General features: G+C 65.3%; 9 protein-coding genes and 1 pseudogene. 6 read left to right on the top strand and 4 right to left on the bottom strand.

Going from position 1 to position 13,697, the window contains the following annotated elements:
* Positions 1 to 42: 42 nt before the first annotated feature.
* The 3 genes from ACFYY2_RS34385 to ACFYY2_RS34375 all read right to left on the bottom strand — a co-directional run bounded on the left by ACFYY2_RS34385 (position 43) and on the right by ACFYY2_RS34375 (position 2,194).
* Entirely contained in the window at positions 43 to 777 is a 735-nt protein-coding gene (locus ACFYY2_RS34385; protein ID WP_388750587.1) for a dienelactone hydrolase family protein, read from the bottom strand.
* A gap of 356 nt (positions 778 to 1,133) precedes the next feature.
* Positions 1,134 to 1,889: a transposase family protein gene (locus ACFYY2_RS34380; protein WP_388750584.1), complete on the bottom strand. Its 756-nt coding sequence runs from the start codon at positions 1,887 to 1,889 to the stop codon at positions 1,134 to 1,136.
* 44 nt (positions 1,890 to 1,933) lie between these two features.
* Positions 1,934 to 2,194, bottom strand: a complete 261-nt coding sequence (locus ACFYY2_RS34375; protein ID WP_388750581.1) for a transposase — start codon at positions 2,192 to 2,194, stop codon at positions 1,934 to 1,936.
* Between the two features lie 967 nt (positions 2,195 to 3,161).
* On the opposite strand from ACFYY2_RS34375, the gene ACFYY2_RS34370 reads away from it, so the two are divergent.
* The 6 genes and pseudogenes from ACFYY2_RS34370 to ACFYY2_RS34345 all read left to right on the top strand — a co-directional run bounded on the left by ACFYY2_RS34370 (position 3,162) and on the right by ACFYY2_RS34345 (position 10,607).
* A complete protein-coding gene (locus ACFYY2_RS34370; RefSeq protein WP_388750615.1) occupies positions 3,162 to 3,491 on the top strand; it encodes a CU044_2847 family protein in 330 nt (109 codons plus the stop codon).
* 11 nt (positions 3,492 to 3,502) lie between these two features.
* Positions 3,503 to 7,789, top strand: a complete 4,287-nt coding sequence (locus ACFYY2_RS34365; RefSeq protein ID WP_388750578.1) for a trypsin-like peptidase domain-containing protein — start codon at positions 3,503 to 3,505, stop codon at positions 7,787 to 7,789.
* Between the two features lie 596 nt (positions 7,790 to 8,385).
* Complete coding sequence (locus tag ACFYY2_RS34360) at positions 8,386 to 8,748, top strand: winged helix-turn-helix domain-containing protein (RefSeq protein ID WP_388750613.1); 363 nt, start codon at positions 8,386 to 8,388, stop codon at positions 8,746 to 8,748.
* Positions 8,745 to 9,005, top strand: a pseudogene (locus ACFYY2_RS34355) (DDE endonuclease); the annotation flags it as partial. The gene ACFYY2_RS34360 and the pseudogene ACFYY2_RS34355, both read left to right, overlap by 4 nt.
* Before the next feature lie 274 nt (positions 9,006 to 9,279).
* The gene (locus ACFYY2_RS34350) at positions 9,280 to 10,314 is read left to right on the top strand and encodes an IS110 family transposase (RefSeq protein WP_388750611.1); all 1,035 of its coding nucleotides are present in this window, start codon (positions 9,280 to 9,282) and stop codon (positions 10,312 to 10,314) included.
* Positions 10,311 to 10,607, top strand: coding sequence for a transposase (locus ACFYY2_RS34345; protein ID WP_388750575.1), 297 nt, complete (start codon positions 10,311 to 10,313; stop codon positions 10,605 to 10,607). Before ACFYY2_RS34350 ends, ACFYY2_RS34345 begins: the two co-directional genes overlap by 4 nt.
* A gap of 72 nt (positions 10,608 to 10,679) precedes the next feature.
* Here the strand turns inward: ACFYY2_RS34345 and dnaE are convergent, their stop codons facing one another.
* Positions 10,680 to 13,646: a DNA polymerase III subunit alpha gene (gene dnaE / locus ACFYY2_RS34340; protein WP_388750572.1), complete on the bottom strand. Its 2,967-nt coding sequence runs from the start codon at positions 13,644 to 13,646 to the stop codon at positions 10,680 to 10,682.
* Between the last annotated feature and the right edge of the window lie 51 nt (positions 13,647 to 13,697).

The following is a 13,697-nucleotide window of genomic DNA, read 5'->3' as shown; positions in this document are numbered from 1 at the left end:
GTCGCCGCCGTGTACTTCAGGTTTGGTTTCCGATCCGGAACCTCAGCTGTTGGCCAGTACGCGGTCGAGAAGGGGGAGCAGGCGCTCCCAGTGGCGCTGCAGCCCGGCGGGGTTGAACGCGTCGGTGTCGGACATGGTGAACCCGTGGACGGTACCGGGGTAGATCTCGGAGGTGTAGTCGACCTTCGCGGCGTCCAGTGCCCGGTTGAGCTCGCCCAGGGCCTCGGGTGTCAGGTCGCTTTCGGCGTGGCCGAAGTGGACCTGGGCGGTGATCTCGGCGAGGGCGTCGGGCCCGTCCGCGCTCACGGGACCGTGGAATGCGGCGACAGCAGCCACCTGGCCGGGGTGAGCCGCTGCGGTGCGCATCGCCAGGAGGCCGCCTATGCAGTAGCCGGTCACCGCGACCGGCCCGGCGGCGACCTCGGGCTGGGTGGTTAGGAACCTGAGGTAGGCGTCGGCGTCACTCAGGACGCGTTCGGCGGTGTGCGCCTTGATCAACGGCATCAACTGGGCCATGATCGCCGGACGGAACTCTTCTCCGATGTGCTCGGGAAGGCCGATCACCGGTGCCGGGCCGTGCCGGTAGAAGATGTTGGGGACAAGCACGTAGTACCCGTGCCCGGCCAGTTCGCGGGCCATCTCCCTCAGCACGAGCCGGATGCCGAAGCCGTCCGCGTACATCAGTACACCTGGGTGCTGCTCGCCGTTGTCGGGGAAGGCGGCGAAGGCGTCAGCCTGACCGTCCGTGGTGGGAATCTCCAGCGTCTTGATGGGCATGAATTCTCCTGTCGTGGTTGATGTGTAGAGCCTGCGATCAACACGACGGAGGCGGAGCCCGCGCAGCAGCGCAAGATTCTCGATCAAACAGCGGGCCCGCACCGGCCCGTACGGCGCTCAGAAGAGCGCCGGGTCACCAATCCGTGTGTGGCGCAATGCCGTCCCGGTAGTCATAGCCGCAGAGCATAGCCCACCGGGAAAAAACCGACGCCGACACCGCAGTTCACAGCGCGGTCCAGCTATGACTCGAAGCCGACATGCTGCCCAGAAGAGGGGATGGTGGCGCGTTCCGATGCTTGCCGCAGTAAATGCCGGATTGACTGCGGCGGAGCCCCTACCGTTAGCCTCTTCCAACCTCATGCTGACGCGTGGTGAAGGACGAGGACGGCCTTCACGATGTTGGTGATGCGGTTGGTGCTGCAGCGGAGTTTCCGCAGGAGGCGCCAGCCCTTTAGGGTGGCCATGGCCTGCTCGCCAAGACAACGGATCTTAGCGTGAGTGGTGTTGTGGCGTCGCTTCCACTGCTTGAGGTGGCGGCCTCGAAACGGGACCCGGACGGGCCTGCCGGCTCCTTGGTATGCCTTGTCCGCCCAGCACTTGGGGCCCGCTGCGGCGAGCGCGTCGATGATCCCGTGCTGCCGGGCGGCGGTCAGGTCGTGGGTCGAGCCGGGCAGAGCCGGTGAGGCCCACAGCAGACGGCCGAACGGACCGGTGAGGACCTGGACGTTCATGCCGTCGCGTTTGTGTTTCCCGCCGTAGTACGGGGTGTCGGCGGCGATGCGGTCGATGGGCAGCAGGGTGCCGTCGAGGATGACGAACGCCTTCGTCCGGATGGTCTTCATCGCCTCGGTCAGGGTCGGGGCGAGGGCGGCCAAGACCTCGATGGCTTCACGTATGTAGCGGTAGACGGTGGCGATCCCGATGCCGAACCCGGCCGCGAGCTGGGCGTAGGTGTCTCCGCACCGCAGGTGGGCCAGGGCGAGCAGGGCCTGGCGTGCCACGGGAAGCCGCCGCCACCGCCTCCCGATGTCCCGGCGCCTGGCCGTCAGCTGTCCGGCCAGGAACCGCAGGGTGCGGGTGGACAAGTCGATCGAGGACGGGTAGACAAGCACGCGAAGCTCCTGGCGGACACGGGTGATCTTGGTCGAGAATCCGTCTACCAGGAGCTTCGTCGTTGTGTAGAACTGTCCACCTCGCGGTCAGCGCCGACGACCGCGTCCGCCTTGACGGACTGCGAGTCGATCACGCCGGCCGTCGGCTCCGCGCCCCGGCCCGCCTCCTCGCGGACCCGGACACGCAGCCGGTCGTGGAACTCCCTGACCAGCATGTGGTCGCGCCAGCGGCGGAAGAACGCATAGACCCGGTCCCACGGCGGGAAGTCGGCCGGCATCGCCCGCCACTTGATCCCGTTGTCCACGAGATAGCGGATCGCGTCCAGTATCGCCCGTTGTCAGTACGCCTCCGGCTGCCCGCTCCGACCTCGCATCCAGCCCGGCACCGGCAGCAACGGCCGGACGAGGCCCACTCCGCGTCCGTCATGTCCGAGGGATAATGGGAGGCGATGTAGTGGCCGGGTAGATAGAGGGGCGCTGGGTGTGGCTTTCAGGCCGCTGCCGTCTCGTGGGCCCTCCGCGAGGGACGCCGGTTTGTAGGGGCCGAGTCGGCGTCGCCCGGCTGACGAAGTGGCTGGCTTCGTCCTGGCAGGACCGGAGGCGTGATCATGAGAACGGAGAGCCCGGGGTTCGCGGGTGTTGTCGAGGGATCCCTTAACGCCCGCCCTTTTTGAACTCGATTCTACCGACCGCACGAGCTCGGATACCTGCTCTGAACTGCGATGATTCATAGACTACATGTGCGTGATGCCGAGTTGGGGCCATTGCTGTCGCTCGTCCGGGTGGTCTTATGGGACGGCCTGACGGAGGCTGGATCAGGTTGAAAAGTTCCGGCGCATTTTTTCCCCACCAGGCGTGATTCTTCCGTAGCCACTCGCTCATAGTCGTCCGCAACCTCTCGTGGACTCTGTTGCCTAATTCCGTGCGCCTACGACGTGCGGACTGTTACCGGCAACGACGCAGTGATCGTTGCAGCCTGCCGGACCGATCGATGCCGTTCGGTCGAATTGGGCAGCAAAGTCCGCCAAACTCGCAATTCATGGGGCTGGTGTAGGGCAGGCCGCGTGTTCGTGCTGTCGGGGCGGGCGCAGATGATCAGCCCGCAGCTTGCGGGCTCACCGCCGACCGCCACCCGGCCGGCGCCTCCCACCTGCGAAGCCAGAAGGGAACGTCCTCATTCCGCGCCATCGGTTTGGGGGTAGTTAACCAACGCAGTACTATACGGCGCGAGTTCGCGCTTGTTGTGGTCTAGGGAGATACACGGGGGTAGTGATGACATCGGTCGGCGACATGCAGCTCGGCGACGGCACGTCGGTGAGAGTCGAGCTAGCGGACGGTGAGAGTGGCTTCGATCGCGTGGGACGCGGGCCCGGAGGGCTGGCGCGTTCCTCGGCTGAGACGCTTCAGGAAGCGCTGGACCATGTTCGTCCCGCCCTGGACACCGTCGCGAACACAGTGCGGGAGTTGGCCCATCGCCCCGACACAGTCAGCGTCGAGTTCGGGATCAAGCTGGCCGCCGAGGCTGGCGTCGTCGTCGCCAAGGCGGCCAGCGAAGCCAACTTCACCGTGACCCTTGAGTGGAGCGGACGCACAGAGAGCTGACCTTTATGGTTGTGTCACGGTCCACCGAACTGTCATCCGGGATCGTTCGCGTGCGGATGGACGCGGCCCCCGGGGGCGGCGCAGGAGGGGTCGTCGGGGCGGGCTTCCTCATCACCTCTGACATGGTGTGCACGTGTGCACACGTCGTCCTGGATGCCCTGTTGCTGGACGGGAGCCACATAGAAGAGCCCGATGCGCCCATCCTGCTTGACTTCCCTTTCGTCCCGGATGTACCGGCGGTGCGGGCCCGTGTCGCTGTGTGGAAGCCGGTGCTGCCGGACGGGCGTGGCGACGTTGCTCTCCTGAAGCTGGAGCGTCCTATCCTGGCGGCATCACCGGTCACTCTGGTGGACGGGAGCGAGGTCTGGGGCCACGAGTTTCGGGTGTATGGGTTCCCGAACGGTGCCGATGACGGGATCTGGGTGTCTGGCACCCTGCGCGACAAGCAGGGCACTGGCTGGCTCCAGATGGACGCCCGCTCCGATGGCCCCCGGATCGAGCCAGGCTTCAGCGGGTCGCCAGTCTGGGACGCGTCACAGGGTGGCATCGTCGGCATGACGGTCACCGCGGGCAAAGGGCGCTTCCAGGGAACGGCGTACCTGTTGCCGTCGCTCACACTGCTTGGCGAGGCTCCCTTGGATCTCCGGTGCCCATTCCTCGGGCTTGAGCCGTTCCAGGAAGAGGACTCCACCCACTTCTTCGGCCGTGAGAACGATGTCGCCCGACTGCTGGACTCGATTACGCACAGACCTGTCACGCTGGTGGCCGGACCATCGGGATCGGGGAAATCGTCCCTGGTCCGCGCCGGACTGCTCCCTTTCCTGCGGGAACGGGGCTTCGCCGTCTCCGTGCTCCGCCCGACCGCCGGAACGCGCCCGGAGGCGGCGCTCGCCCAGGTCATCGCCCCCCTCCTTGGGGGCGGCGGAGACACGCTGCATGAGCTGCACGCTATCGAAGAACTAACTCGACTCCTGCGGCGTCCGGATGAGGGACCGGGCATGAGTGGCATAGAGACGGTGGCGTGGCTCAGTGAGCGCATCGCGGGAGACCCGGCAATGGCAGGTCCCCGACTCCTCTTCACGGACCAACTCGAGGAGTACACAGGAGAGGATCCTGCTGGCGCCCGGCGGCTCTTCGAACTGCTGGTGGCCTTATCCGCCTCTTCGAAGGGACCCACGTCAGGCGGCAGTATCCGCGTGGTCGCCACAGTCAGGCCGGAGTCCCTGGACGCCCTAGTGACCGAGCAGACCTCCATCACCGTCAGCGACGCGGTCCTCTTCATCGCTCCGCTCGCCAGTGAGGGGCTGCTCCGCGCCGTGACCGAGCCGGTCCGCGCAACCCCGGGTGTCTGGTTTGAGGAGGGTCTGCCAGAACGCATTGTGCAGGATGCCGGTGACGAACCCGGTCGCATGCCCCTCGTGGAGTTCACGCTGACCCAGTTGTGGGACCTTCGACGTCAGTTGACGCTCACGCATGCGGCCTACCAGGAGCTCGGCGGCGTTGCTGGCGCCCTCGTCCGGTACGCGGAAGGGCAATTCGTCACCCACCAGGGGCGCTTCGGTGAATCAGCCGCCCGGCGGCTGTTCGTGCAGCTAGCACGCCCTGACGATCACGGAGGATACGCGCGACGCGCCGTACGTCTAGCCGACTTGGACCCCGAGGCACAGGGGCTCGTTCGGGCGTTTGCCACCGGCAAGCTTTTGGTACTCGGCCAGACACCGGGACCAGATCCGGACGAGATCGTCGACCTGGCGCATGAGGCCCTCACCAACCTGTGGCCGAGGCTACGGGGCTGGTTGGACGACAGCCGCAAGTTTCGGCACTGGCAAGAGCAACTGCGACGGGACATCGCGCAGTGGGAGCGGCACGACCGAGAGAGGAAGAGTCTCCTCAGCGGCCGGCCCTTGGCTACGGCCGCCGATTGGCTAGAGCACCGCCTCGAAGACCTGTCTCCGGCGGAACGGAAGTACATCGAAGCTGGCGTCCGGTACGAGCGGCGCGGTATCAGAATCAGGAACGCGGCCGTGCTGGTGCTTGTCGTACTGTTCCTGGGTACGGCTCTCATGGCAGGGGTCGCCAGACAGAAGAGCTCAGAGGCCACTCATCGGGCCAGGATCGCGGCCTCCCAGGCCATGGCAGCTCGCTCGAACGACCTGACCGAGACCGATCCCCGGCTGGCAGCCCAACTGGCGGTCTACGCATACGCTGCGGAGCCCACCATCGAGGCAAAGCAGGCGCTCGCCAGAGCGGTGGCGGCCAACGGGCACGTTGAGCGATTTGTCCAGGGGGGATCAGGCGAGGCAGCCAACTACGTAGGTTCCAGCGGAGGCCCGACGAACCAGGTAGCGCTCAGTGGCGACGGAAGCATCCTGGCTTACCTCTCCGACTTCCGACCTGGCCAGGTCCACTTCTATGACGTCAAGAAGGGCCAAGAGCTTCCCGGTCTTCCGACCGGCGACTGGCCGCACGGCGGCGGAAATCTGGAACTCAGCTCGGACGGACGAATTCTCGCCATGGAGCTGAGTCTAAACCGTATCGCAGTCTGGGACGTCCATAAGCGGAAAACAATTCGGACCTTCTCTGCCGGGAATACGGATCAGTTGAGTAACTCGCAATTGGACCTCCGAGCCTTCGCTTTCTCCGCTGACGGCCGCTGGTTGAGCGCCACCTACTACACCTCAGGCGTAGAGCGACTGGAGATCGCGATCTGGAATGTGGTGTCCGGCGAGATCCTGAGCCAGGGCCCCGCCCCCTCGGAACAGATACAACTCGAGTTCGACCGAGACAATGCCCATCTTCTGTGCCTGGACGCCGAGAAGGGCGCCGTCCGCAGACTCGCGCTGAAAAGTGGCGACTGGCAGCCTGTGCGCAGGATGAGCGACCTGGCCGCCCACGATGCCGCCCCACCGGTTCTCTCCGCCGACGGTCGCGTCCTGGCCAAGGGGTCCGAATTGTGGGACATCAACACCGGAAAGCGGATCTCTCGCCCGACGGACACCGATCTCAGCCCTGCCGTGTTTCCTGCCGACCAGCATGATCTCGTGATCGCTGCAGTCGACGGCCAAGTCAGTGCGTACGACAGCTCCCTCGCGCGCAAAACGTTGCTGGGCTCTTTTACTTGGCCCGTCGCAAACCTGTCCGTGTCCACGGACGGACGATGGGTGGCCGCCACCTCGGCTGATGGTGCGGTGTCGCTCTTCAACTTGCGTGAGCCTTCGGCTGTCGCCCCCGTTCCTGCCCAGAAGGAACTCGGCAGGGGCGAACTGCTATTGGAAGGCGATTACGTCGTCCGGAAGAACGGAGAGAAGTCCTTCGAGGTATGGGCACCGAAGAGCGGTTCTCCCACACTGGTACAACTAGGGGTGATCCCCCGCGCATTCGACGTCAACTCGAACGCAGTTGCAGTGACCTCGGACAACTCCAAAGCCGTGCTGCTCGAATCCACCGGAGACCGGCCTGCCGAATTCGAGTTGCGGGATCCACGTACTGGACGAGTCATCTCCACGCACTCGTCGACTCAGTTCGGCACACTGGACAGCGATCCTGGTATTCACTTTCTCTCCGACGACGTCCACCTAGTGGCCTCCAACAGCCAAGGCATCGCGCTGATCGATACGCGCAACTGGCAGACGGTGACCATCCCGGTGAAGGGCGTCCAGGGCACCGTCGCCCTGGACGTGAGCGCCGACGGCAGCACCGTCACCCACTGGAGCAGCAATTCCGACACGGTACGCGTGTACCGGTACTCTACCGGGACGCTGCGCGAGGTACGCACACTGAGCCTCCCGCCCTTCACAGAGGTACATCTCACCGTCAGCCAGCACGGAGAAAAGATCGCCGCCATCGATCGCGATGGGCATCTCACGGTGATCGACGTGACTACAGGCCGCTCGGTGCATGGCAACCGGGATGGTTCGCGGTGGGCACCGGACACTGCAACGTTCAGCGGCGACGCCAGCCTGGTGATCCAGCCAGTTGAGGTGAATGGCAAGTCCGTTATCAGATTCTGGGACAGCGGTACTGGAGACCAGCTCGAGGATTGGGACCTCCCCGCACAGATCGGCCCCTCGTCCTGGCTACAGCGCGCGTCCACTTTCCAAGGCGACAAGGTGCTGATCTGGGGGCCGAGTGGAGCCATTGGCGTAGCGGACATGGGGCTGACCGCATGGCGTGACAAACTCTGCCGCCTCCTGGACGCTCCGCTGCCAAAAGTAGAATTCGACCGCTACCTAGATGGACTTGGTGTTGCCTCACCGTGTCCCGCGGGCGGTGGCAAGCAAACTCCTACAGCCCGGTGAATGGGTCCTGTCGCGGCTTCTCTTCCGTTCGTACCGCACAGACAGAGTCCAAGGAAACCTCGGTTGACTATCCGAGGACGCACCGCCGCCGCAGCCTCTTTGGTACCGCAGCCGAATGCCCGGGCCACCTCCGCCCCGGTTCAGAAGCGCTCGCCGACTCTGCGACGTCGCCATCATGAGGTACCCCCGACAGAAGATCTTTTGTCGGGGGTGTGGCGGGTGATCACGGGCGAGGTTCAGGTCCGTGACGCTGGGTCGGTGATGTGGGCTTCGAGGTCGGCGATGCGGCGGTCTTGGAAGCGGAGGTTGGAGCGGGCGGCCTTGAGGCGTTCGTCGAGGGTGCGGTTATCGGTGGTTACTGAGGTTTTCGTGTTGTCGTCGGGTGGTGACGGTTCATGATCCCTGCGGTATGCCGGTGGGGTGAGGTATTCGGAGGGTGGGGGCCTGCCGCTGAGCGTCGGGCGTTTCGTGAGGAGATCCGGCTTCAGGCCGGGCGGCGGTTCGCGGCGGGTGAGAAGACCTCAGTGATCGCGAGGGACTTGTGAGTGAGCGTGCGGTCGGTGGAACGCTGGCGTCGTGCCTGGCGTGAGGGCGGCATGGAGGGCCTGCGTTCCGCGGGTCCGGCGAACTCACCGACCGTCACCGATGCCCAGTTCACTGTGCTGGAGGAGGAACTCGGCAAAGGCCCGGCGGCGCACGGCTTCGATGACGAACGCTGGACCCTGGTCCGGGTCCAGGTGGAGATCCGTCGTCGGCTGCGAGTGGGCCTGTCGGTGGCGACGGTGTGGCGGCTGCTGAAACGGCATGGCTGGTCCTGGCAGGCGCCCGCCCGCACAGCACTGGAGCGTGACGAGCACGCGGTGGAGCTGTGGAAGAAGGAGGTGTGGCCCTGGGTAAAAGGCTCGCGGCGACCTCTGGGGACTGGATCGTCTTCGAGAACGAGGTCGGCTTCTCGATGACGCCGCCCCGTGCCCGCACCTGGGGCCGGCGCGGGCAAACCCCCGTCATCCGCGTGCGTGGCAGGTCCCGCCGCCGGACCTCGGTTGCCGCGCTGTGCTGCTACAAGCCCGGCGAGAAGAGCCGTCTCATCCACCGGCCCCGCACCCACCTACTGCTCAAGGGCGCCCGCAAGAGCTTCTCCTGGCAGGACTATCGCGACCTCCTGGTGCGGGCACACATCCAGCTCGACGGACCGATCGTGGTGGTCTGGGACAACTGTGAGACTTGAGACGTGCCGCTGGGACCGGAAGCCTGACCCGTGGGACAACTGGCCGCAGTGCCTTGTTTAGGATCTGTCGGCGTCCGGTCCCAGCGGTGCCTGCTGCCGCCGGCCCGGTGAGCGTGTCCCGATAGGGGCTTTGCTGCACGAGGCACCATCACAGTTCTGACCGCTCAGCGGACCGGCGTCGGCCACCAGCCCCAGTCCGAGGAGCCTTGTGACCGTCACCAGCTTGCCCCATCTCGCCCTGCCCACGCAGCATGTCCCGGCTCTGGCCGAGGATGTGATCTTGGGGGTCGATACCCACAAAGACATCCACGTCGCCGCCGTGATCACCACCCTGGGAGCCTCGCTCGCCCATCAGGAGTTCCCGACCACGGCCGTCGGCTACCGCCAACTAATCATCTGGGCACAGTCGTTCGGGGTCGTTCGACGTGCGGGCGTCGAGTGCACCGGCTCCTACGGAGTCGCACTGACCCGAGCCCTGCACCGGGCTGGCATCGAGGTCGTCGAGGTCAACCAGCCCGACCGCGCCACCCGGCGCAAGCGCGGCAAGACTGACGCCATCGATGCGGACGCGGCAGCGCGAGCGGTCCTGTCGGGACGTGCCACCACCACACCGAAGACCGCGGACGGCCCCGCAGCCGACATGCGGATCCTGCGACTGGCGAAGGAATCGGCCGTCAAGGCGCGCACGCAGGCGATGAACCAGCTCAAGGCCGTCCTCCTGGTCCTTGATCCCGATCTGCGCGAACAGCTCAGCGGCATGACCAACCCGACGCTGATCGCGACCTGCGCGGCACTCGACGGCGATCACAGCGAGGCGGCCTTCACGATGCGTCTGCTCGCCTGCCGGATCCAGAACCTCGCCCAGGAGGTCAAGGAGCTGACCAGACGCACCACCAAGGCCGTCAAGGCCAGCCGGCCAGAGCTGCTGGAGCTGGTGGGCGTCGGGCCCGACAGTGCCGCGGTCCTGCTCATCACCGCAGGTGACAACCCTGACAGGCTCACTGATGAGGCATCGTTCGCGGCCTTGTGCGGCGTCAGTCCCGTCGAGCAGTCCTCCGGCAAGACCCAGCGACGGCGCCTCAACCGGGGTGGTCACCGGCAGGCCAACGCCGCGCTCTACCGCATCGTTCAGTCCCGCATACGCTGGGACGAACGCACTCAGGTCTACCTGCAACGACGCACCGCCGAGGGCATGTCCAGGCGCGAGATCATCCGCTGCCTCAAACGCTACGTCGCCCGAGAGCTCTACCGGTACATCTGGCACCCAGCGACAAGCGTGGTGCCTGCTACTGCTTGACGAACCATAGGGGCATCCTCAACACCCACCTGGCCACAGGGCTGAAGCAGTACGAGGCCGAACACGACTGGCTCACCACCGTCCGGCTTCCGCCGTACGCACCCGACCTGAATCCCGTCGAGGCCCTCTGGTCACTCGTGCGCAGAGCAATGGCCAACACCGCCTTCACCACACCCGACGACCTCGACCGCAAGCTCCGCAGCGAGTTACGCAGGATCCAACTCCGGCCCCGTCTCATCGACGGCTGCCTTACCGCCACAAGACTGGCCATCAACCCACCGACCCCGCATTGAAAACCTCAGTAATGCGCAGCGCAGGCAGGCTGGCACGTTGTCGAACTGTGCGGCCGTTTGCTGTGGCACCGGTCATAGGACACCAACCCAGACGTCGGGGCCAAGGGTGCCTTTCACATCCGAGGCCACGGATGTCGGGTCGACCTCGTAGCCGAGTGCGTACACCGTTGTCTTTTCCAGGCCGCGTACCTGGAGGCGTACGGGGCTGGTGCCCCGGTGCGCGCCGAGGATCCGCTGGAGTTCCTTGACGTTGTGCTCGTTGACCTGGTGGGACCGTAGTTGGAGTTGTACCGGTGGGCGGCCGCCGTTCTCTGCGGACGATACGTCCAGTACCTGGAGTTCCTGCCCGAAGATGCTGATCGTTCCGTCCCGGTCGTTCAGTCGGCCTGTCACGGACACGATGCTGTCGGGGATGAGGGCGGGCTGGACCAGCGTGTAGGAGGCGGGGAAGAACAGCACTTCCATCTCGCCGTCGCGGTCGGCGAGGTTGATGATGGCCCAGGCGTTGCCTTGTTTGGTCATCTTCAATGTGACGCCCGTGATCAGTCCTGCGAGCTGCACCATTCCTTCGCTTCGGCCGGATCCGAGGAGCTCGCTGATCGTGGTGTCCCGGTTGCGGGAGAGGATGTGTTCCGTGCCGTCCAGCGGGTGCGCGGAGACATACATGCCGAGCATCGCTCTTTCGGTGGCGAGGAGTTGCTTTCTTGGCCATTCGGAGTCGTCGATGGGGAAGGCGAGGCCGAGTGCGGTCGCGTCCGGGTCTTGGGTTGCGAGGTCTCCGAACAGGTCGTCCTGTCCGATGGCTGCCTGCTTCTTCACCGGGATGACGGAGTCGATGGCGTCTTCGTGGACCGCCGAGAGGCCTTTGCGGGAGTGCTGGAGGGAGTCGAAGGCGCCGGCTTTGATCAGTGACTCGACGGCCCTTTTGTTGAGCGCACTGATCTCAGCCTTGTCGAGGAAGTCGGAGAAGGAGGCGTATTTTCCCTTGGTCTTGCGGGTGCTGACGAGTGACTCGATGACGTTGTCGCCGACGTTGCGGATCGAGCGGAGGCCGAAGCGGACGTCGTCGCCGATGGCGGTGAAGTTTGCCACGGACTCATTGATGTCCGGTTGGAGTACCGGTACGCCGAGCTTGCGGGCGTCGGCCAGGTAGATGCCGGCCTTGTCCTTGTCGTCGCCGACGGAGGTGAGGAGGGCCGCCATGTACTCGGCCGGGAAGTTGGCCTTGAGGTATGCCGTCCAGTAGGAGACGAGCCCGTATCCGGCGGTGTGGGACTTGTTGAACGCGTACCCGGAGAAAGGGAGCATGACGTCCCACAAGGCCTTGATTGCTTCCTCGGAGTAGGCATTGGCCTTCATGCCGCCGTGGAACTTCTCCCACTCGGCAGCCAGGACCTCGGGCTTCTTCTTACCCATGGCGCGTCGCAGCAGGTCGGCGCCTCCCAAGGTGTACCCGGCGAGCTGCCGGGCGATCGCCATGATCTGCTCCTGGTAGACCAGAAGGTGGAAGGTGTTGCCGAGGATGGGCTCCAGGGCGCCTTCCAGCTCGGGGTGAATCGGCGCGATCTCTTGCCGGCCTGTCTTGCGGTGCGCGTAGTTCATGTGCGCGTTGGCCGCCATGGGCCCGGGCCGGTACAGGGCGAGTGCTGCGGCGATGTCTTCGAATCGGGAGGGCTCCATGGCCTTGAGGAGCGTGCGCATGCCGCCGCCGTCGAGCTGGAACACGCCGAAGGTATCGCCGCGGGCCAGGAGCTGGAAGGTGACGGGGTCGTCCAGGGGAATTGCCTCGTCGCCGTCTTGGGGGACGGTGTCGGTGGTGATGCGGACGCCGCGGTTCTCGCGGATGTTTTGGATGGTGTGGTCGATGACTCCCAGGTTCCGCAGTCCCAGGAAGTCCATCTTGACCAGGCCCATGTCCTCGCAGGACGGGTAGTCGAAGCCGGTGATCTTGACGCCGTCCTTGGCCCGCATGTGCAGCGGGATGCGTTCGGTCAGCCTGGTCTTGGACAGGATCACCGCGGCAGCGTGGACACCGGTGTTACGGATCAGGCCCTCGACGCCCATCGCTCCGTCGATGACCTTGCGCACGTCCGGTTCGTTGTCGTACAGGGCCCGGATCTCTCCGGCCTCTCCGTAGCGGGGGTGGTCTTTGTCGAAGATGCCGGGCAAGGGGATGGACTTGCCCATGACGTCGGCCGGCAGGGCCTTGGTGATCCGCTCGCCGTGGGAGTACGGGTACCCGAGGAGACGCGAGGTGTCCTTGATCGCGTTTTTGGCCTTGAGCTTTCCGAAGGTGTTCACCATGGCGGTGAACTCGTCGCCGTACTTCTCGACGACGTAGCGCACCATGCGGTCGCGGTGGCGGTCGTCGAAGTCGAGGTCGACGTCCGGCGGGTTGATGCGCTCAGGGTTCAGGAACCGCTCGAAGAGCAGGCCGTGCTCGAGCGGGCACAGTTCAGTGATGCGGGTCGCGTATGCCACGATCGATCCGGTCGCCGAGCCACGGCCCGGCCCGACGGGAATCCTCTGGTTCCGGGCATACTGACAGATGTCGGCGACGACGAGGAAGTACGAGGAGAAGCCCATCGGGCCGATGACCGTCATCTCGGTCTCGAAGCGCTCCATGACCGGATCCGGGATAGGCGAGCCGTAGCGCATCTCCAGGCCCTTGATGCACTCCCGGCGCAGCCACGACTCCTGCGTCTCCCCCACCGGGACATCCGGGTACTGCGGCATTTCGTCCTCAGGAGCGAACACCTGCTCGTAGGATTCGATGCGCTCGGCGATCAGGAGGGTGTTGTCACATGCTTCAGGGAGCTCCGAGAAGAGTTCCCGCATCCCGGCGGCCGTCTTGAGGTAGTAGCCGGTGCCGTTGAACCGGAAGCGCCCAGGATCGTTCTTGTCTTTGCCGACGCCGATGCACAGCAGGTTGTCGTGCGCGTCCGCGTGCTCCTCGAGGACGTAGTGAGCATCGTTTGTGGCGAGCAGCGGAATGCTTAGACCGTGTCCTATGTGGGGCTGGCTCGTTGAGTTCGTCATGGGGCGGGGTACGTGGAGTTGGATTGTTCCGGACGGGCTGTGGGAGATCGC

This window comes from Streptomyces sp. NPDC001822 (assembly GCF_042892135.1).
In the GTDB taxonomy this organism is placed as follows: Bacteria; Actinomycetota; Actinomycetes; order Streptomycetales; family Streptomycetaceae; genus Streptomyces.
Note: the sequence above shows the minus strand (reverse complement) of the source record. Positions and strands in the feature narration are given on the sequence as shown.